Source organism: Pseudomonas sp. GW822-FHT01E03, from assembly GCF_058802985.1.
Map to the genome: position 1 here is coordinate 41,375 of NZ_JBXAOQ010000011.1, position 19,737 is coordinate 61,111.

Consider the following 19,737-nt stretch of genomic DNA (forward strand, 5'->3'; position numbering starts at 1 on the left):
TGAGGAGATCAAGACGTGCGCACTGAAAAAAGTCTGAGTCTAGGAGCTGGAACGCTCCCGCGTAACCCGCAAAGCTACCTTAATGACCGGTGGCAGTCCAGCCGACGGACAGGGGCTGGCACTTCGCCACAACTCAAGGCATGCTAGCCGCCCTTCGGGCGTCCGGCTTATAGTGCATGTCGCGCCAGTCCAGCCAAACCGCAGGATTACAGCTTGTCCATTGTCCCTCCGCCTCCGATTTCCAGTGCGCCGGCCACAGTGCTCGGCTCCCCCCTGCGCGGGACTTTGAAGGGCACCTTGGCGACACTCGTATTATTGCTGCTGGCCCTGCTGTTCTGGCAGTTGCTCGACCAGTTGCGCGAAACCCAGAAGAACCAGCGTCAGTACACCATCGACTACACCGCCGATCTGGCCGCGCAGGTCAGCCTGAACATGGCGCTCAACGCGCAGATCGCCCTCAACCTGTTGCCGATCGTCGAGCAACCGCAGGGCGCCGATGAACTGCAGGCCCTGTTGCGCAAGCTGCAACAGTCGCTGCCTGATCTGCGCAGCCTGGCGTTGCTCAGTCCCTCGGGAAGAGTCATCAGTGACAGCGCTCCCGACAGCGATGACAACAACTACCTGGGTGAACTGGTACGCCGCAGCCACGCCCAGGCGCACTACTTCAGCAACGCCACCGACGGTTCCGTGGTGCATTTATTGTTGCATCAGGCCAGCGGCAGTTCCCGAGGCTATTGGGTCCTGCGCCTGACGCCCACCTTCTTTTCGTCCCTGACCAAGCAACGCGAGGCCGGTGGCCGCCCGTTGTGGCTGGTGGAGAACCGCATCAGTCATCAAATAATCAGCCGCGACGAAGCGCTGCCCTCGGTCAATCCGGGCACGCTGACCGAGGACGATGTCGCCAACAGCGTGCTGACGGTTCCGCTGAGCAGCAGCGATTGGCAATTGCGCGGCCTGTTCGACCGTCAGCGCGTGCTGGAAGAGCTGCTGCCGGCGTTCATCGGCAAATGTCTGCTGGGCCTGGCGTTTTCCATGCTGCCGTTCCTCGCCTTGCTGAACACGCGCCGGCGTCAGCGCCAGTTGAATGAAGGCCGCCGGCGTTACCAGGACATTTTCGAAGGCACCGGCGTGGCCTTGTGCGTCCTCGATATGTCCGGGCTCAAGGTCTTTTTCGACAAGGCACAACTGCAGGGCAGCGAGCAACTGCAAGCGTGGCTGGCGATCCCGGAGCAACGCCGGCCATTGCTCAAGGAACTGCGGATCACCGAGGTCAACCAGGTGGCGTTGCAACTGCTTAATGTCGATAGCGCCGACCAAGCCTGGAAACTGCTGATCGACGGTAATCCGCAGGACGGCACCGCCATCGGCAACCAGGTGCTCGACGCGATGCTCAACCAGCAGCAACAGCTTGAGCTGGAAATCAAGTTGCAGGACGCCAGCGGCCGCGTCCAGCACCTGTGGCTGGTGCTGTGTCTGCCGCAAACCCCGGACGACTACAATGCGGTGATCCTGAGCATCACTGACATCACCAGTCGCAAGCTCATCGAGCTGTCGCTGCAGGAGCGCGAAGGCTTCTGGTCGGACGTGGTGCGCACCGTGCCGGATCATCTGTATGTGCAGGATGTGATCAGCCAGCGCATGATCTACAGCAACCACCATCTGGGCCAGACCCTGGGTTACAACCGCAACGAACTGCACCAGATGGGCGAATACTTCTGGGAAATCCTCCTGCATCCCGAAGACGCCGACTATTACCACCGCTCTCGCCAGATCCAGCGCCAGGCCGGTTATCGCCAGTTGATGCAGTGCCAGTTGCGCTTCCGCCATCGGGACGGCCAGTGGCGACGCTTCGAGATTCGCGAGCAGGCACTGGCGCGGGACAAGGACGACCAGGTCACGCGGATCATCGGCGTGGCCAAGGACATCACCGACCAGATCGAAGCCAGCGAATCGCTGCGCGACAGCGAGCAGCGCTACCGCATGCTTGCCGAAAGCATCAGCGACGTGATCTTCTCCACCGACAGCCGCCTTAACCTCAATTACGTCAGCCCTTCGGTGCTAGCAGTGCTGGGCTACGACGCCGAGTGGATTTTCCAGAACGGCTGGCAATCGACCATCGCCAACCCGCAACAGCTGACCGGCATCTACCACCTGATGGACCGGGTCAGCAAAGCGCTGGATCAACCGGACCAACTGGCGCTGTTGCGCAGCCAGGTGCAAACCCAACTGTTCCTGTTCGATTGCCTGCGGGCCGACGGGCGCAAGATCCCGATCGAACTGCGCCTGGTATTGGTCTGGGACGAACACGGTACGTTCGAAGGCGTGCTCGGCGTCGGCCGCGACATCAGTCAGCAACGCCGGGCCGAAAAAGATCTGCGCATGGCCGCCACGGTATTCGAACACTCGACCTCGGCGATCCTGATCACCGACCCGGCCGGCTACATCGTCCAGGCCAACGAAGCCTTCAGTCGTGTCAGCGGTTACGCCGTGGAGCAGGTCCTCGACCAACTGCCGAACATGCTGACCGTCGACGACCAGCAAGAAGCCCATCTGCGTTACGTGCTCAAGCAATTGGGCCAGCACAGCACCTGGGAAGGCGAAGTCTGGCTCAAGCGTCGCAACGGCGAGCACTACCCGGCCTGGGTCGGGATCACCGCCGTACTCGACGACGAAGGCGACCTGGCCAGTTATGTGTGTTTCTTCAGCGACATCAGCGAGCGCAAGGCCAGCGAGCAACGGATCCACCGCCTCGCCTACTACGACGCCCTGACCCACCTGCCCAACCGTTCACTGTTCCAGGATCGCCTGCACACGGCCCTGCAATCGGCCGAACGGCAGAAGTCGTGGGTGGTGCTGATGTTCCTCGACCTCGACCGTTTCAAGCCGATCAACGACTCCCTGGGCCACGCCGCCGGCGACCGCATGCTCAAGGAAATGGCCACGCGCCTGCTCGGTTGCGTCGACGAAGACGACACCGTGGCGCGCATGGGCGGTGACGAATTCACCTTGCTCCTGCAACCGCGAGCCAACCGTGAAATCGCCCTGAACCGGGCGATCCATGTGGCCGAACAGATTCTCGCCAGCCTGGTGAAACCATTCGTGCTCGAAGGCCGCGAGTTCTTCGTCACCGCCAGTATCGGCATCGCCCTGAGTCCGCAGGACGGCAACGAACTCAGCCAGTTGATGAAGAATGCCGACACTGCGATGTACCACGCCAAGGAGCGTGGCAAGAACAACTTCCAGTTTTATCAGGCGGACATGAACGCCAGTGCGCTGGAACGTCTGGAGCTGGAAAGCGACTTGCGCCATGCCCTGGAACAGAACGAATTCGTGCTGTATTACCAGCCGCAGTTCAGCGGTGACGGCAAGCGCCTGACCGGTGCCGAGGCACTGTTGCGCTGGCGCCATCCACGCCGTGGGCTGGTGCCGCCGGGGGATTTCATTCCGGTGCTCGAAGAGCTCGGGCTGGTGGTGGATGTCGGCGACTGGGTGATCAGCGAAGCCTGCCGTCAACTCAAGGCCTGGCATCAGGCCAGGGTACGGGTGCCGAAGGTGTCGGTGAACATCTCGGCGCGACAGTTCTCCGACGGCCAGCTCGGTACGCGTATCGCCACCATCCTCAAGGAAACCGGCCTGCCGCCGGCGTGCCTGGAACTGGAACTGACCGAAAGTATCCTGATGCGCGAAGTCAGCGAGGCGATGCAGATCCTCGACGGCCTGAAAAACCTCGGCCTGAGCATTGCGGTCGACGATTTCGGTACCGGTTACTCATCGCTCAACTACCTCAAGCAGTTCCCGATCGACGTTCTGAAGATCGACCGCACCTTTGTCGATGGCCTGCCCAGCGGCGAGCAGGATGCACAAATCGCCCGGGCAATCATTGCCATGGCCCACAGCCTCAACCTGGCGGTGATCGCCGAAGGCGTGGAAACCCATGAGCAGCTGGATTTCCTGAGGGAGCACGGTTGCGACGAGGTACAGGGTTATCTGTTCGGTCGGCCGATGCCGGCGGGCCGGTTCGAAGGGCAGTTCAGCAATGATGCCCTGTTCATGTTTGACTGAGGTCTTGCAGCGCCGCAGATGACGCCTTCGCGAGCAAGCCCGCTCCCACATTTTGGAATGCATTCCCCTGTGGGAGCGGGCTTGCTCGCGAAGAGGCCGGCACGATCACCGCTAATCCCCGCATGAACACCACTTGTCTGCGACATGATGCCGTTTCATATGCCATCTAAAACCCATTAGGTTAGAATGCCCCCCTTTTCCGCCCCCGATCCTTGAGGACCGCCATGTTCAGCCGTGATTTGACTATTGCCAAGTACGACGCCGATCTCTTTGCCGCCATGGAGCAAGAAGCTCAGCGCCAGGAAGAGCACATTGAGCTGATCGCTTCGGAAAACTACACCAGCCCTGCGGTGATGGAAGCTCAAGGCTCGGTACTGACCAACAAGTACGCCGAAGGTTACCCGGGCAAGCGCTACTACGGTGGTTGCGAGTACGTAGACATCGTCGAGCAGCTGGCTATCGACCGCGCCAAAGAGCTGTTCGGCGCCGACTACGCCAACGTTCAGCCGCACGCAGGCTCGCAAGCCAACAGCGCCGTTTACCTGGCCCTGCTGTCGGCCGGCGACACCATCCTGGGCATGAGCCTGGCCCACGGTGGTCACCTGACTCACGGTGCCAGCGTTTCGTCCTCCGGCAAGCTGTACAACGCCATCCAGTACGGCATCGACGCCAACGGTCTGATCGACTACGACGAAGTCGAACGCCTGGCCGTTGAGCACAAGCCAAAAATGATCGTGGCCGGTTTCTCTGCCTATTCGCAGATCCTCGACTTCCCGCGCTTCCGTGCAATCGCCGACAAGGTAGGTGCCTACCTGTTCGTCGACATGGCCCACGTGGCCGGCCTGGTTGCCGCTGGCGTCTACCCGAACCCGGTTCCATTCGCTGACGTGGTGACCACCACCACCCACAAGACCCTGCGTGGTCCACGTGGCGGCCTGATCCTGGCTCGCGCCAACGCCGACATCGAGAAGAAGCTGAACTCCGCGGTATTCCCGGGCGCCCAGGGCGGCCCGCTGGAGCACGTGATCGCAGCCAAGGCGATCTGCTTCAAGGAAGCGCTGCAGCCTGAGTTCAAGGCTTACCAGCAACAAGTGGTGAAGAACGCCCAGGCCATGGCCGGCGTGTTCATCGAGCGCGGCTTCGACGTAGTGTCGGGCGGTACTCAGAACCACCTGTTCCTGCTGTCGCTGATCAAGCAGGAAATCTCCGGTAAAGACGCCGATGCCGCTCTGGGCAAAGCGTTCATCACCGTGAACAAGAACTCCGTGCCAAACGACCCACGCTCCCCGTTCGTCACCTCCGGCCTGCGCTTCGGCACCCCGGCTGTGACCACTCGTGGCTTCAAGGAAGCAGAGTGCAAGGAACTGGCTGGCTGGATCTGCGACATCCTGGCTGACCTGAACAACGAAGCGGTGATCGATGCCGTTCGTGAGAAGGTCAAGGCTATCTGCAAGAAGCTGCCGGTATACGGCGCTTAATCAGCCCCGCTAAACCGCAGTCATAAGAAACCGGCCAGAGATGGCCGGTTTTTTTTCGCCCGTGAAATGCTTCTGTAGGAGCGAGCTTGCTCGCGATGATTTCAATGATGATGCGTTGAACCAGCAAGCACTCGTTATCGTTGACGACCTTCGCGAGCAAGCTCGCTCCTACAGGCCCAGCACCAACTGGTAAGACCGGTCATGCCAATTTTCTAATTTTTACTTGCGAACACCTAAAAATAGCGCCTAGACTGAGCCTGCACTGGACATACCGGTAAGACCACAATAATTAAGTCCTGAAGTCGATGCGCCTTGCGCACGGCAGCCAGGACGCCGACCAGGATTCCTCCCATGCTCAGATGGTGCTCGCGTTCAATCTTCCTCCAAGTGGTTCTCGGACTGGTGCTCGGCATCGTCTGCGGGCTGACCCTTCCCGAATACTCCGCTCAGCTCAAACCGCTCGGTGACGGTTTTATCAAGCTGATCAAAATGCTCATTGGCTTGATTGTGTTTTGCGTAGTGGTCAGCGGCATCAGCGGTGCCGGCGACCTGAAGAAGGTCGGCCGTATCGGCCTCAAATCGGTGATCTACTTTGAAGTGCTGACCACCATCGCCCTGGTGATCGGCCTGGTGTTCGCCTTCAGCACCGGCATCGGCAGCGGCGCGAACATTCACCTGGAGCAGCTTTCCGCAGCCGACATGGGCGACATTGCCCAGCGCGGCCAGCACATGCACACCACCACACAGTTCCTGATGGACCTGATTCCGACGTCGGTGATCGGTGCCTTTGCCGATAACAACATCCTGCAGGTCCTGTTGTTCTCCGTGCTGTTCGGCAGTGCACTGAATCTGGTGGGCGAGGCGGCATCGGGTATTTCGCGGCTGATCAATGAACTCAGCCACGTGATTTTCCGCATCATGGGCATGATCGTGCGACTGGCACCGATCGGTGTATTCGGTGCGATCGCCTTCACCACCAGTAAATATGGCCTGGACTCGCTGCAACACCTGGGCAACCTGGTCGGCCTCTTCTACCTGACCTGTGTGGCCTTCGTGGCCCTGATTCTCGGCCTGGTGATGCGCCTCTCCGGCTTGAAGATGTGGCCATTGCTCAAGTACCTGCGCGAAGAGTTGCTGATCGTCATGGGCACCGCTTCGTCCGACGCCGTGCTGCCACAAATCATGCGCAAGCTTGAACATCTGGGCATTGGCAGTTCGACGGTAGGGCTGGTGATTCCAACGGGTTACTCGTTCAACCTCGACGGTTTCTCGATCTACCTGACCCTGGCCATCGTGTTCATCGCCAACGCCACCGGCACGCCGTTGGCCATGACTGACCTGTTGACGATTCTGTTGGTATCGTTGATCACCTCCAAGGGTGCCCACGGTATTCCGGGCTCGGCGCTGGTGATTCTGGCGGCCACCCTGACCGCCATTCCGGCAATTCCGGTGGTGGGTCTGGTGCTGGTGCTGGCCGTGGACTGGTTCATGGGCATCGGTCGGGCACTGACCAACCTGATCGGCAACTGCGTGGCGACCGTCGCCATCGCACGGTGGGAAAAGGACATCGATGTACAGCGGGCGAACAAGGTACTTTCCGGCCAGGCGGGTTATACCTTCCAGCCACGAAAACCGGCTGCTCAAGCGGCAGCCAAAGAATTCTGAATGACCGCCGTGCCTGCCGCCCCGCAGGCACGGCTCACGGAGCGAACAAGTGATTACCTCATCAACCGTCGTCAACTCAGTGGTAGAAAAACTTCGGGCCGCTTTGGCCAGGGGGCAGTGGCGCTCCGGCGACATGCTGCCGGGCCAGCGTGAACTGGCCGAACAACTGGGCATCAGCCGCCCGAGCCTGCGCGAAGCGGTGATCGTGCTGGAAACCCTCGGCCTCGTGCGTTCAATGCCGGGCAAGGGCGTTGTGGTGCTTGACGCGCAACTCAGCGACAACGCAAGCCACGACAGCGCCGTGGCCGGCGCCAGCCTCGAAGATGTGCTGCAACTGCGCTACACCCTCGAACCGTTCATCGTCGGCCTCGTGGCGCAGTCCATCAGCAGCAAGGAAGTCGGGCAACTGCGCCTGACCCTGATGGACATGCGCGAAGCCCTGGAGGCTGGCGATAGTGAAGCCGGAGTCAGCGCTTACATCGCCTTCCACGAGGAACTGTTCACCTTGACCTCGAACCCGATCTTCCAGAGCGTGGTCCTGCAAACCAGCAATGCCCTCAAGCAAAGCGCCGAAGTGTTGCGCAACTCCCCGGAGCATCTGGCTGAACGCCTTGAAGAAAACGAAGCCGTGGTGCGCGCGATCCGCAGCAAGAACAGCGCCCAGGCCAGTGCCGAGATGCGTCGGCACATTTTGCGCGAAGGCCAGCGCATGGGCATCGAACTGAATATCCCGGAAGACAACCTCGGCAGTTGAAACCTCTTCGAACTGGAGATTGGCCATGATCGGCTTCGCCTCGCCACAAACACTCGTTACCCTGCCCATCCGCCCTTCGGTGGATGATCTGTATTCGCGGATCCTTGATGCCATTTTCGAACAGCGCATCCATTCGGCCAGCCGCTTTACGGAAGAAAGCCTGGCGCAGATGTTCGGTGCTCGACGCAGCGATGTGCGTGATGTGCTGACGCGACTGTCCCATCAGCAAATCATCCTCCTTCGAGCCAACCATCGTCCCCGCGTCGCCGAACTTGATGCCGAGCAGACCCGGCAGACCCTGCATGCCCGGCGGCTGGCCGAGATCATGCTGGTGCGGCTGGCGTGTCAGCGACCCGGCGTGCAAAACCTGAAGCAACTGCGGACGCTAGTCGATAGCGAGCGTGAATGCGCTGAGCGTGGCCAGGCGATTCGTTTGTCGGGAGAGTTTCATTTGCAGTTGGCCGAAATGGCTGGAAATGCACCGCTGGCGCATTTTCTTGGCAGTCTGGTGCCGCTGACGTCATTGGCGATTGCGCAGTGTGAGGAGCAGACGCACAGTTTTTGCGCGTGGCAGGAGCATTTGGCGATTGTTGATGCTGTTGAACGTGGAAATGCTGCGACAGCGGTCATGCTGATAAACCGGCATCTGGATCATCTGGAGCAGACACTGCTCAATACACCCCGTGAACATTGTGTTGCCGGCTAGATCGCATCGCGGGCAAGCCCGCTCCCACAGTGTTCGAGGCCAAGCACAGACTTTGTGTTCAACCAGAAACCTGTGGGAGCCGGGCTTGCCCGCGATGGCGTCCTCACAGACGCCATAAAACTTCAGACCGCCGCCACCCGCGCAAATCCCTCGCGAATCTTTTCCTCCGGCAAGTCATCGGCAATGAACACGATCACGCTCTCGCGCACTTCGTCTTCAGCCCACTCGGTATCCCAGTCGAAACCATAAAGTTTCAGCACCCCCTGAAACACCATGCGACGCGATTCGCCGAGGATGTTCAACACGCCTTTGTAGCGCAGCAACTGCTTGCCATGCTCCTCCAGCAACTCGTTCATGAACTCGCTGAGCTTGTCGATATCCAGCGCTTTTTCAGTGCGCAGCACCAGGCTGGAAATGCGGTCGATGGACGGGGCCTGGCTGACCGGGCGCAAACTCACGCCGCCACCGAGGTCGGCATTGAGGTTGAAGCCGCGCACGTCGAGCAATTCGGCCAGGTCGATCTTTCCGTGATCAACCACGCGGATCGGGGCGCGTCGGTTGATACGGGTCAGGCGCTCGCTCAACGCGGTGAAGGTCGCTTCGTCCACCAGGTCACGCTTGCTCACCAGCAAGCGGTCGGCGAAACCGATCTGCGCCTGGGCGATGGTCTGGGTCAGGTGCAAGTCGGCATGTGCCGCGTCGACCAGGGTGATGATGCCGTCGAGGATATAGCGCTCGCGCAACTCTTCGTCGATGAAAAAGGTTTGTGCCACGGGCGCCGGGTCGGCCAGGCCGGTGCATTCGATCACCAGGCGGTCGAAGGCGATGTCGCCCTGGTCCAGACGCTCGAGCAATAGATAAAGCGCTTTGGTCAGGTCCGTGTGGATGGTGCAGCAAACGCAGCCGTTGGACAGTGTCATCACTTGTACCGGCTCATCGCCCAACAACTGGGTATCGATACCGGCATCGCTGAATTCATTCTCGATCACGGCGATTTTCAGGCCGTGCTCGGCCTTGAGCAGGTGACGCAACAAAGTGGTCTTGCCGGCGCCGAGGAAGCCGCTGAGGATCGTGACCGGGATGGGAGAGGACAAACTGGATCTCCTTTTTCACACAGTGAAAAAACAACACAAAACAAATGTGGGAGCGAGCTTACCCGCGATAGTGGCTTAACATTCAACATCACTGTTGATTGACAGTCCGCCATCGCGAGCAAGCTCGCTCCCACAGGTATGGCTGTTAATCCGACAACCGGATCAACAGCATTTCGGCCCACCCTTGCCACCGTAACGGGCTTCCTGACGCTCCCGAAAGAACATCTCATAGCTCATCACCGGTTTGTCCGGGTGCTTGGTCTGCATATGCTCGACGTAGTTGTCGTAGTCGGGCATGCCGACCATCAGGCGCGCGGCCTGACCGAGGTATTTACCGAGGCGACTCAAGTCATTGAACATGCTGCAATCCTCTGGTTACGCATCCGGCAGCGCCTGGAATGGCGATTCTTTGTCCGTACGTTCCTTTTTACCCCAGGCGGCAATGCCGACCTTGAGTGCATAGAACAGGATGCTGAATACCACGAACAGGAACAGCGCAGTCAGCGTTGCGTTGGTGTAGGCGTTGAAGATCACGTGCTGCATCTGGGTGATGTCCTTGGCCGGGGCGAGGATCTGGCCGTTGGCCAAGGCATCGCTGTATTTCTTGGCCAGCGACAGAAAGCCGATCGCCGGGTTGGCGTCGAACAGCTTGATGAAGCCCGCTGTCGTGGTGCAGATCAACAGCCATACCGCCGGCAACATGGTGACCCAGACATAACGCTGGCGTTTCATCTTGATCAGTACCACGGTGCCGAGCATCAGCGCGATACCGGCCAGCATCTGGTTGGAGATACCGAACAGTGGCCACAGGGTATTGATGCCACCCAACGGATCGATCACCCCCTGGTACAGCAACCAGCCCCACATCGCCACGCAGCCTGCGGTGGCGATCAGGTTGGCGGTCCAGGATTCGGTGCGTTTGAGCGCCGGGACGAAGGAGCCGAGCAAGTCCTGGAGCATGAAGCGCCCGGCACGGGTGCCAGCGTCCACTGCGGTCAGGATGAACAGCGCTTCGAACAGGATCGCGAAGTGGTACCAGAACGCCATGGTGTTCTCGCCCGGCAGAACACTGTGCAGGATCTGCGCGATCCCGACCGCCAGGGTCGGCGCACCACCGGCACGGGCCAGGATAGTGGTTTCACCAATGTCGTGCGCCACCGCTTGCAGGGCTTCCGGGGTAATCGCAAAGCCCCAGTTGCTGACGGCTGTCGCAACGGCCACCACATCACCGCCGACTACGGCCGCCGGGCTGTTCATGGCGAAGTACACGCCAGGCTCGATCACGGAAGCGGCAACCATGGCCATGATCGCCACGAACGATTCCATCAGCATGCCGCCGTAACCGATGTAGCGAGCGTTGGTTTCGTTATCCAGCAGCTTCGGCGTGGTGCCGGAGGAAATCAGCGCGTGGAAACCCGACACCGCGCCACAGGCAATGGTGATGAACAGGAACGGGAACAGACCGCCCTTCCATACCGGGCCGGTGCCGTCGACGAACTGGGTCAGGGCCGGCATTTTCAGCTCGGGCATGGTCACCAGGATGCCGATGGCCAGGGCAACGATGGTGCCGATTTTCAGGAAGGTGGACAGATAGTCACGGGGCGCCAGGATCAGCCACACCGGCAATACCGCCGCGACAAAACCGTAGCCGATCAGCATCCAGGTGATCTGGATACCGGTAAAGCTGAAGGCCTTGGCCCACACCGGATCGGCGGCGATCTGCCCCCCGAGCCAGATCGAGCCCAGCAGCAGCAATACGCCGATCACCGAGATTTCACCAATGCGACCCGGGCGGATGTAGCGCATGTAGATGCCCATGAACATCGCGATCGGGATGGTCGCCATCACCGTGAAAATGCCCCAAGGGCTTTCGGCCAAGGCCTTCACCACGATCAGCGCCAGCACCGCGAGGATGATGATCATGATCAGGAAGCAGCCGAACAGCGCGATGGTGCCGGGGATGCGGCCCATTTCTTCGCGGACCATGTCGCCCAGGGAACGACCGTTGCGGCGGGTGGACATGAACAGGACCATGAAGTCCTGCACCGCACCGGCCAGCACCACGCCGGCGATCAGCCACAGCGTGCCGGGCAGGTAGCCCATCTGCGCCGCCAACACCGGACCGACCAAAGGCCCCGCGCCGGCAATGGCCGCGAAGTGGTGACCAAAAAGAATGTGCTTGTTGGTCGGCACGTAGTCCAGACCGTCATTGTTGAGCACAGCGGGAGTGGCCCGTCGCGCATCGAGTTGCATGACATTGTTAGCGATGAACAGACTGTAGTAGCGGTAGGCGACCAGATAGATGGCCACGGCAGCGACCACAATCCACAAGGCGTTGATTGCCTCGCCTCGGCGTAATGCCACGACACCCAGCGCACACGCACCTACGATTGCCAGCACCAGCCAAGGCAAATGGCGTAGCGGGCTATTATTATTTTTCATTTTATTATTCCAGCCAGAGTGGACAAGAAAGACAGCAATCCCGAGTTTAGCTCTCCTGACGGCAATGGCCATAGCCCGACATTGGTCTGGACACCTGCACGCGCTGGCAGCCTTTGATCATGCGGGTCTATAGTCAGCGTACATTTCCGAGGATCGCGCCATGAGCGAGTACCCTGCCGAACGTCGCCGCTTCAAACGTATTGCGTTCGATGCCCGAACCGAGCTGAGTCAGGGGGAGTCCACTTGGCCGGTGAAGTTGATTGACCTGTCGCTCAAGGGCTTGCTGATTGAACGACCCGAACACTGGCAGGGCAATCCGCAGCAGGATTTTCTGGTCGACATTCATCTGAGCGAAGAAGCCGACATCACCATGGATGTGCAACTGGCCCACGACGACCATGGTCAGCTCGGCTTTGTCTGCCTGCACATCAGTCTGGAGTCCATCGAGCGCCTTCGGCGATTGATCGAGCTCAACCTCGCTGATCCGCAGGAACTGGAGCGCGAATTGGGTGCGCTGATCGAGATCTAGCCGCCACCGGATGCCCTTGTGGGAGCGAGCTTGCTCGCGATTACGATCTGACAGCCGACATTGCTGCTGGCTGACACACCGCTATCGCGAGCAGGCTCGCTCCTACAGGTTTTGAGTTTCCTCTGTGAGTTACTCGAACAACGCGTCCAGCGCTTGCTCCAGCCGAGTGACGGCAATGATCTGCAACCCGGCCGGCGCCTCTTTCGGCGCATTGCCCTTGGGCACGATGGCCCGCTTGAACCCGTGCTTGGCGGCTTCCTTCAATCGCTCCTGACCGCTCGGCACCGGACGCACCTCACCGGAAAGCCCGACCTCACCGAACACCAGCAGATCGTGGGGCAACGGTCGGTTACGCAAACTGGACATCACCGCCGCCATCAACGCCAGGTCGGACGCCGTTTCCAGCACCTTGACCCCGCCGACCACGTTGAGAAACACGTCCTGATCGTGGGTCGGAATGCCACCGTGACGGTGCAGCACCGCCAGCAACATCGCCAGCCGGTTCTGATCCAGCCCCAGCGTGACCCGACGCGGATTGGCCAGGTGACTGTCGTCCACCAGCGCTTGAACCTCCACCAGCATCGGCCGCGTGCCTTCCCAGGTTGCCATCACCACGCTACCCGGAACTTCCTCCTGGGCACGGGTCAGAAAAATCGCCGAGGGGTTGGAGACTTCTTTCAGGCCCTTGTCGGTCATGCCGAACACACCCAGCTCATTGACTGCACCGAAACGGTTCTTCACCGCCCGCAGCAGACGCAGGCGCCCGTCGGACTCGCCTTCGAAATACAGCACGGTGTCGACCATGTGTTCCAGCACCCGAGGGCCAGCCAGCGCGCCTTCCTTGGTGACGTGGCCCACCAGGAAAATCGCCGTACCGCTCTGTTTGGCATAACGCACCAGCAACGCTGCGCTCTCACGCACCTGGGACACACCGCCCGGTGCCGATTGCAGTTGCTCGGTAAAGATCGTCTGGATCGAGTCGATCACCATCACCTTGGGCTTTTCCTGACGGGCCGTGGCAATGATGGCTTCGATGCAGGTTTCGGTCATGACCCGCAGTTGATCCTGGGGCAACCCCAGGCGCCGTGCACGCATGGCCACTTGCTGCTGGGATTCCTCACCGGTGACGTACAGTGCCGGCATGCTCTTGGCGAGGTTGCACAAGGTTTGCAACAGAATGGTCGACTTGCCGATGCCGGGGTCGCCACCGATCAGCACCACCGAGCCATCCACCAGACCACCACCCAGAACCCGGTCGAGCTCGCTGGAAGCGGTGGAGAAGCGCGGAATTTCTTCGACACTGACTTCGGCCAGGGTCTTGATTTGCGCCTGCTGGCCGGCCCAGCCGGTACGACCACTGGGGGCGGCTGCCCCGCCGCTTTCCACCATGGTTTCGGTGAGCGTGTTCCAGGCTCCGCACTCACCGCACTGGCCGGCCCATTTGGGGAAGGTTGAGCCGCACTCGGTGCAGCCGTACATGCGCTTGGCCTTGGCCATCGGAACTCCCGGAAAAAAACGCGATGATAGCTCAGCTGAAGCGCGCGAGTGCGGCCGGATACTTCGCAACCCTTTTGATGATTACAAATACCCCCATAAAAATCAGGTATATTGATAAACACCCGCCAAACAAAACCTTGTATAGGTTTTTCGTTCAATATACTCAACAAACTCTAAGGGCATGCCTGTCTGAACAACCTGAAAACTTATACAAACTTTATTCACTTACACACTTAATGTACAACTCTGAATCACTCACACAGAGCACAGTGATTAATTCAGGGAAGCACGCTACTTGCTAACTAACGAAACAGTTAATATCGCTACAACTGCAATCAATTTCAATACCGCCCCTGACCACTAACTACACGAGCAACTTTAACGTCCCGCTTCAGGGATGGCCTCCCTCAACCTTGGTTTGCTCACACAAACGAAACCATATCGCTGAAAAAACATCACATTCAAAACACCGCGCAAGGCCCGGCCGCCCACAGATGAGATCAATCGGTGAATTTTTTTACACCACCCGGTGTCGATTGCTGGCAAGCACGGCAGGCAGTTGATTCAAGCAGAATGCGATTTGCTGATTTACACTGCGTTCATCAACCTCATCTGTAACAAGGAAATAACCTATGGGCGTGCTAAATGAGTTCAAGGCCTTCGCGGTCAAAGGCAACGTGGTCGACATGGCCGTCGGCATCATCATCGGTGCGGCCTTCGGCAAGATCGTTACCTCGTTTGTCGGTGACCTGGTCATGCCGCCAATCGGGATGCTGATCGGTGGCGTGGACTTCAGTGATCTGGTCATAACGCTCAAGGCAGCGGAGGGCGAGATTCCGGCGGTGGTGCTCGCCTATGGCAAATTCATCCAGACCATCATCGACTTCGTCATCGTCGCTCTCGCGATCTTCATGGGCGTCAAGGTCATCAACCGCCTGAAGCGCGAAGAGGCCGTGGCCCCTAGCCTGCCGCCGGTTCCAACCAAGGAAGAAGAGTTGCTGGGCGAGATCCGCGACTTGCTCAAGGCCCAGAACAACCGGCCTTGACGGCATTAGCAAAAAAACGGCGCCTTCGAGGCGCCTTTTTTTACCAGAAATTTTCCACCGCCACCTGACCAGGTCGCCGGCTGAGGCTCAAGTGCATGTCCCGCTGTTTAAGCAGCTTGCGCGTATCATCGATCATCTGCGGATTGCCGCACAGCATGACCCGTGAATGCTCAGGCGTCAGCGCAACACCCGCGACCCGCTCCAGTTCGCCGTTTTCAATCAGCGCGGTGATCCGCCCGTTCAATGAGCCGGGATGCTGTTCACGAGTGACCGTGGTGATCAATTGCAGTTTATGGGCGTACTCCGCCAGATAATCACGCTTCGCCAGCCCTGCGATCAGCTCCTGATACGCCAGTTCCCGGGCTTCGCGAACGCTGTAGACCAGAATGATCCGCTCGAATCGCTCCCAGACTTCGAAATCCTGGAGTATCGACAGGAACGGCGCGATGCCCGTGCCTGTGGATAACAACCACAGATCACGCCCATCGACAAACCGGTCCAGCGTCAGATAACCGAAGGCCTGGCGGTCGACCAGCAATGCATCGCCAACACCCAGTCGGCTCAGCTCGCTGGTGAACTCACCGCCCGGTACGACAATGGAAAAGTACTCGAGGAACTCGTCAAAAGGCGAGGACACCATGGAATAGGCGCGCCATACCGTGCTGCCGTCAGCCTTGGTGACGCCCAACCGGGCAAACTGCCCCGCCCGAAAACGAAACCCTGCATCCCGGGTGGCACGCAAGGTAAACAGGCTCTGGGTCAGCGGATGAACCTCAAGCAAGGTCTGACGGGTAAATTTTTCTTCACTGACGGACATGGAAGGCTCCAATCGAAAGACACCCCAGTGTCCCGCAAAGAAAGCAGCGTAACCACCGACAGTTTGTAGTGACATTAATCTGCACTAGTGACTGTTTACCAAATGTGGCGCACACCCATCATTATAAAATGACATATGGCATTTTATATCCCATCGATTGCCTAAGAACCTGAAATACACTTTTCCAACAGTCAAAAGAGCAAAATTGTCGCAGCATCACCGTAGGAATTATCCTACACTTCGTGACGTGCCGAATCTTGGATCCAAGATCGCGCCCAGAAGAAACGGTGATGGAGAGACCCTTGTATGGAAATCTGGAAGGAGTCACAGCTCAAGCAATTGTCACATACGCAAGAGATCAAAACCGCCTATCGAATCGCGCTCAACTTCGCTAGAAACCTTGGATATAAATTTTGTGGCTTTTCAATTACTTCGAACTCAGTCGGAGTCGATAGCAGTGCGGTGAACCTGAATAATTTCCCCCATGAGTGGAACACTCAATATGAAAAAAACAACGCCACGCAAATAGATCCGATAGTGGCGCATTGCAATCGTTCAACGCTGCCTGTTCTCTGGAGCGAAGAGCTTTTTTCCAAGACGCCATGGCTATGGCACTTGCTGCAGCAACAAGGTTTGCAGCATGGCTGGTCCCAGGCGATCTTTGATGAGGAAACCGGTCAGCGCAGTATTCTCAGCCTGGCCAGAAGCCACTGCCCGATTTCAGCCTATGAGCTGTACGAGCATCTTGGATTCTCGGTGTTCATCACTCGCCATTTGCACGCGCTGGCGATCGCAAGGCAACCGAGAAAACCGGCTCGCCCCCAGGCTCCCCCCTTGTCACGGCGGGAACTCGAAGTATTGAAACTGTCGGCCGATGGCAAGACGGCCTATGAAATTGCCAGGATCCTCAGTTTGAGTGAGCGCACAATCAACTTTCATGTGCACAGGGCTATCGAGAAGCTCGGCGTCAACAACAAGATGGCGGCCGTCATTGCCGCGGCCCGGTCCGGAGCCATCTGAAAGCGCCCGGCTGCGGGAAAACCTGCGAGTAATCCAGGCAAAAAAAACGTACCATTTGCGGTCCCTCCTGAGTGATGGCGTGTAAACCTTCACGACGTATTACACTCGGACGGCTCCGCCCGCTCCACCGCCTTCGGGCAGCGGGACATCCGTTGATTACCCAGAGCCCCGCCCCATGCCTTTGCTCGAAACACCCTTCGCCAGCCTCGACCTGATCCGCCAGCCCGAACAGCAGAATGAACCGCTGCAAGCTTTCGATGCGGCCGATGAATACCTGCTCAATCATCTGGCCGAACAGCAGCCGGCTTCGGACACCCGGGTATTGGTGCTCAATGACAGTTTCGGCGCGTTGGCGGCCAGCCTGGCGGGCAAGGTGCGGGTGGTCAGCAGCGGTGATTCGTTCCTGGCTTTCCAGGGTCTGGAAAAGAACCTGGTGCGCAACGGCCTGGCCTTTGATGCCGTGCCGAGCGTACCCGCCAGCGAAACCCCTGCCGGGCCGTTCGACTGCGTGCTGATCCGTGTACCGAAAACCCTGGCCCTGCTGGAAGAACAACTGATCCGCCTGCAAGGTCAACTGGCACCTGGCGCCCAAGTGGTTGCCGCAGCCATGATCAAGCATCTGCCCCGGGCGGCGGGCGACTTGCTGGAGCGCTACATCGGCCCCGTGCAAGCCTCGTTGGCGGTGAAGAAGGCGCGGCTATTGATTGCCACCGCCGAAGACAAAACCCCGGCGGTGTCGCCCTACCCAACGCGATACAGACTCGACCAACCGGCCATCGAACTGCTCAACCACGCCAATGTGTTTTGCCGCGAAGGCCTGGACATCGGTACCCGGGCGTTTTTGCCACACCTGCCGAAAAACCTCGGTTCGGCGCGGGTCGCCGATCTCGGTTGCGGTAACGGCGTCCTGGCCATCGCCAGCGCCCTGCAAAACCCCGAGGCCCACTACACACTGGTGGACGAGTCGTACATGGCCGTGCAATCGGCCTCCGAAAACTGGCGCGCAGCGCTGGGTGAACGGGAAGTGATCGTGCGCGCCGGTGATGGCCTGGCCGGCCAGGAACCGCAATCGCTTGACGTCGTGCTGTGCAATCCACCGTTTCACCAGCAACAGGTGGTGGGCGACTTCCTGGCCTGGCGGATGTTCCAGCAGGCCCGCGAAGCGCTGGTGGTGGGCGGCGCGCTGTACATCGTCGGCAATCGTCACCTGGGTTACCACAGCAAGCTGGCGCGATTGTTCCGTGGCGTCGAGCAAGTGGCGGCCAATCCGAAATTCGTGATCCTCAAGGCGCGCAAGTAACAGGCAAAAAAACCCTCCGGTAGGAGGGTCGTAAATCCGTGCCTCGAGGCCACGGGAGAGATGTCAGTGCGTGGTCAGGCCGGCCGCGTTCATGAACAGACGCATCAGGCTGGCGACGATGAACAGGGCGCCCACGCTGCCGACCCAGATCAGGGCCAACCAACCGAGCCGCTGCCACAGCGGCTTTTTTTCGGCTTCTTCAATGTCGTGCAGGGAATGTTTGCCGTTCATTGATAAATCCTCCGATGTAGATCAATGGCGTCTGTCAGGACGCCATCGCGAGCAAGCTCGCTCCCACAGATTCGTTGTGCAGCAGACTAGTGGTAACCATCTTCATGGGTGACCTTGCCGCGGAACACGTAGTAGCTCCAGAAGGTGTAGCCCAGGATGAACGGGATGATGAACAGCGTGCCCACCAGCATGAAGCCCTGGCTTTGCGGCGGCGCGGCGGCGTCCCAGATCGAGATCGACGGCGGGATGATGTTCGGCCACAGACTGATGCCCAACCCGCTGTAACCGAGGAAGATCAACACCAGAGTCAGCAGGAACGGCGTGTAATGCGCGTTGCGGGCCACGGCGCGGATCAGTCCGTACATCGTCACCAGCACCAGGATCGGCACCGGCATGAACCAGAACAGATTTGGCATGGTGAACCAGCGTGCGGCGATATCCGTGTGGGCCAACGGGGTCCAGATGCTGACAATACCGATCACCGCCAGCAGCACGAAGGCCAATGGCCGTGCCAGGTCATGCATCTGCTCCTGCAACTTGCCTTCGGTCTTCATGATCAGCCAGGTGCAACCGAGCAATGCATAGGCCACGACCAGCGCCGCACCACAGAACATCGTGAACGGTGTCAGCCAGTCCAGTGAACCACCGGCGAACTGCCGGTTGACCACAGGCAGCCCGTCGATGAACGCGCCAAGCGCAACGCCTTGGAAGAACGTCGCGGTGACCGAGCCACCGATGAACGCCTTGTCCCACAGATGGCGCTTGTCGTCCCTGGCCTTGAAGCGGAACTCGAAGGCCACGCCGCGGAAGATCAACCCGATCAACATCAGGATCAGCGGCAGGTACAACGCCGAGAGCACCACCGAATAGGCCAGCGGAAACGCGCCGAACAACGCCGCGCCACCCAACACCAGCCAGGTCTCGTTGCCGTCCCAGACCGGGGCGACGGTGTTCATCATCACATCGCGATCAGTCTTGCCCGGAATGAACGGGAAGAGAATCCCGATGCCCAGGTCGAAACCGTCCATGACCACGTACATCATGATGCCGAAGATGATGATCACGGCCCAGATCAGCGGAAGATCAATACCCATGA

16 protein-coding genes are annotated in these 19,737 nt (G+C 59.3%); 9 read left to right on the forward strand and 7 right to left on the reverse strand.

The window, feature by feature from the left end:
• Positions 1–213 precede the first annotated feature (213 nt).
• From AC1RP7_RS21465 to AC1RP7_RS21485, 5 genes are all read left to right on the forward strand, one after another.
• Positions 214–4,062 carry a bifunctional diguanylate cyclase/phosphodiesterase gene (locus AC1RP7_RS21465; RefSeq protein WP_493182826.1) on the forward strand — a complete coding sequence of 1,283 codons (3,849 nt, stop codon included), beginning with the start codon at positions 214–216 and terminating at the stop codon, positions 4,060–4,062.
• 224 nt (positions 4,063–4,286) lie between these two features.
• Entirely contained in the window at positions 4,287–5,540 is a 1,254-nt protein-coding gene (gene glyA, locus AC1RP7_RS21470; RefSeq protein WP_057713225.1) for a serine hydroxymethyltransferase, read from the forward strand.
• Positions 5,541–5,891: 351 nt separating this feature from the next.
• On the forward strand, positions 5,892–7,205 hold the full coding sequence (locus AC1RP7_RS21475; RefSeq protein WP_493182825.1) for a C4-dicarboxylate transporter DctA: 1,314 nt from the start codon (positions 5,892–5,894) through the stop codon (positions 7,203–7,205).
• A 49-nt stretch (positions 7,206–7,254) separates the two neighbouring features.
• Positions 7,255–7,959 carry a FadR/GntR family transcriptional regulator gene (locus AC1RP7_RS21480; RefSeq protein ID WP_493182823.1) on the forward strand — a complete coding sequence of 235 codons (705 nt, stop codon included), beginning with the start codon at positions 7,255–7,257 and terminating at the stop codon, positions 7,957–7,959.
• A 25-nt stretch (positions 7,960–7,984) separates the two neighbouring features.
• Positions 7,985–8,665 carry a GntR family transcriptional regulator gene (locus tag AC1RP7_RS21485; RefSeq protein WP_493182821.1) on the forward strand — a complete coding sequence of 227 codons (681 nt, stop codon included), beginning with the start codon at positions 7,985–7,987 and terminating at the stop codon, positions 8,663–8,665.
• A 122-nt stretch (positions 8,666–8,787) separates the two neighbouring features.
• Here AC1RP7_RS21485 and yjiA read toward each other — a convergent pair whose 3' ends face one another.
• The 3 genes from yjiA to AC1RP7_RS21500 all read right to left on the reverse strand — a co-directional run bounded on the left by yjiA (position 8,788) and on the right by AC1RP7_RS21500 (position 12,201).
• On the reverse strand, positions 8,788–9,759 hold the full coding sequence (yjiA, locus tag AC1RP7_RS21490; protein WP_102672642.1) for a GTPase: 972 nt from the start codon (positions 9,757–9,759) through the stop codon (positions 8,788–8,790).
• A gap of 162 nt (positions 9,760–9,921) precedes the next feature.
• A complete protein-coding gene (locus tag AC1RP7_RS21495; protein WP_007895266.1) occupies positions 9,922–10,119 on the reverse strand; it encodes a YbdD/YjiX family protein in 198 nt (65 codons plus the stop codon).
• Between the two features lie 15 nt (positions 10,120–10,134).
• Positions 10,135–12,201, reverse strand: a complete 2,067-nt coding sequence (locus AC1RP7_RS21500; protein WP_057713219.1) for a carbon starvation CstA family protein — start codon at positions 12,199–12,201, stop codon at positions 10,135–10,137.
• A 160-nt stretch (positions 12,202–12,361) separates the two neighbouring features.
• Here AC1RP7_RS21500 and AC1RP7_RS21505 point away from each other — a divergent pair, with 160 nt between their 5' ends.
• Positions 12,362–12,730 carry a PilZ domain-containing protein gene (locus AC1RP7_RS21505; RefSeq protein ID WP_057713218.1) on the forward strand — a complete coding sequence of 123 codons (369 nt, stop codon included), beginning with the start codon at positions 12,362–12,364 and terminating at the stop codon, positions 12,728–12,730.
• 129 nt (positions 12,731–12,859) lie between these two features.
• On the opposite strand, the gene radA is transcribed toward AC1RP7_RS21505, so the two are convergent.
• Entirely contained in the window at positions 12,860–14,227 is a 1,368-nt protein-coding gene (gene radA / locus AC1RP7_RS21510) for a DNA repair protein RadA (protein ID WP_008004292.1), read from the reverse strand.
• 632 nt (positions 14,228–14,859) lie between these two features.
• Here radA and mscL point away from each other — a divergent pair.
• Positions 14,860–15,273 carry a large-conductance mechanosensitive channel protein MscL gene (mscL, locus tag AC1RP7_RS21515; RefSeq protein ID WP_150813502.1) on the forward strand — a complete coding sequence of 138 codons (414 nt, stop codon included), beginning with the start codon at positions 14,860–14,862 and terminating at the stop codon, positions 15,271–15,273.
• A 40-nt stretch (positions 15,274–15,313) separates the two neighbouring features.
• Here the strand turns inward: mscL and AC1RP7_RS21520 are convergent, their stop codons facing one another.
• Positions 15,314–16,090, reverse strand: coding sequence for a ferredoxin--NADP reductase (locus AC1RP7_RS21520; RefSeq protein WP_090451514.1), 777 nt, complete (start codon positions 16,088–16,090; stop codon positions 15,314–15,316).
• Positions 16,091–16,396: 306 nt separating this feature from the next.
• Here AC1RP7_RS21520 and AC1RP7_RS21525 point away from each other — a divergent pair, with 306 nt between their 5' ends.
• Positions 16,397–17,110 (forward strand): autoinducer binding domain-containing protein, encoded by a 714-nt coding sequence (locus AC1RP7_RS21525; RefSeq protein ID WP_057713215.1) that lies wholly within the window; start codon positions 16,397–16,399, stop codon positions 17,108–17,110.
• 175 nt (positions 17,111–17,285) lie between these two features.
• On the forward strand, positions 17,286–18,410 hold the full coding sequence (locus AC1RP7_RS21530; protein ID WP_493182819.1) for a methyltransferase: 1,125 nt from the start codon (positions 17,286–17,288) through the stop codon (positions 18,408–18,410).
• Between the two features lie 63 nt (positions 18,411–18,473).
• Here the strand turns inward: AC1RP7_RS21530 and AC1RP7_RS21535 are convergent, their stop codons facing one another.
• Both AC1RP7_RS21535 and cydB read right to left on the reverse strand, forming a co-directional pair.
• Complete coding sequence (locus AC1RP7_RS21535; protein WP_015096916.1) at positions 18,474–18,641, reverse strand: DUF2474 domain-containing protein; 168 nt, start codon at positions 18,639–18,641, stop codon at positions 18,474–18,476.
• An 86-nt stretch (positions 18,642–18,727) separates the two neighbouring features.
• Positions 18,728–19,735, reverse strand: a complete 1,008-nt coding sequence (gene cydB / locus AC1RP7_RS21540) for a cytochrome d ubiquinol oxidase subunit II (protein ID WP_056728750.1) — start codon at positions 19,733–19,735, stop codon at positions 18,728–18,730.
• Positions 19,736–19,737 lie beyond the last annotated feature (2 nt).

Excerpts from the sequence above, each read along its gene's own strand:
- AC1RP7_RS21485 (WP_493182821.1), top strand. The coding sequence starts at position 7,985 with ATGATCGGCTTCGCCTCGCCACAAACACTCGTTACCCTGCCCATCCGC.
- AC1RP7_RS21475 (WP_493182825.1), top strand. The coding sequence starts at position 5,892 with ATGCTCAGATGGTGCTCGCGTTCAATCTTCCTCCAAGTGGTTCTCGGA.
- AC1RP7_RS21530 (WP_493182819.1), top strand. The coding sequence starts at position 17,286 with ATGCCTTTGCTCGAAACACCCTTCGCCAGCCTCGACCTGATCCGCCAG.
- AC1RP7_RS21520 (WP_090451514.1), bottom strand. The coding sequence starts at position 16,090 with ATGTCCGTCAGTGAAGAAAAATTTACCCGTCAGACCTTGCTTGAGGTT.
- AC1RP7_RS21535 (WP_015096916.1), bottom strand. The coding sequence starts at position 18,641 with ATGAACGGCAAACATTCCCTGCACGACATTGAAGAAGCCGAAAAAAAG.
- AC1RP7_RS21505 (WP_057713218.1), top strand. The coding sequence starts at position 12,362 with ATGAGCGAGTACCCTGCCGAACGTCGCCGCTTCAAACGTATTGCGTTC.
- cydB (WP_056728750.1), bottom strand. The coding sequence starts at position 19,735 with ATGGGTATTGATCTTCCGCTGATCTGGGCCGTGATCATCATCTTCGGC.
- AC1RP7_RS21525 (WP_057713215.1), top strand. The coding sequence starts at position 16,397 with ATGGAAATCTGGAAGGAGTCACAGCTCAAGCAATTGTCACATACGCAA.
- AC1RP7_RS21495 (WP_007895266.1), bottom strand. The coding sequence starts at position 10,119 with ATGTTCAATGACTTGAGTCGCCTCGGTAAATACCTCGGTCAGGCCGCG.
- radA (WP_008004292.1), bottom strand. The coding sequence starts at position 14,227 with ATGGCCAAGGCCAAGCGCATGTACGGCTGCACCGAGTGCGGCTCAACC.
- glyA (WP_057713225.1), top strand. The coding sequence starts at position 4,287 with ATGTTCAGCCGTGATTTGACTATTGCCAAGTACGACGCCGATCTCTTT.
- mscL (WP_150813502.1), top strand. The coding sequence starts at position 14,860 with ATGGGCGTGCTAAATGAGTTCAAGGCCTTCGCGGTCAAAGGCAACGTG.
- AC1RP7_RS21500 (WP_057713219.1), bottom strand. The coding sequence starts at position 12,201 with ATGAAAAATAATAATAGCCCGCTACGCCATTTGCCTTGGCTGGTGCTG.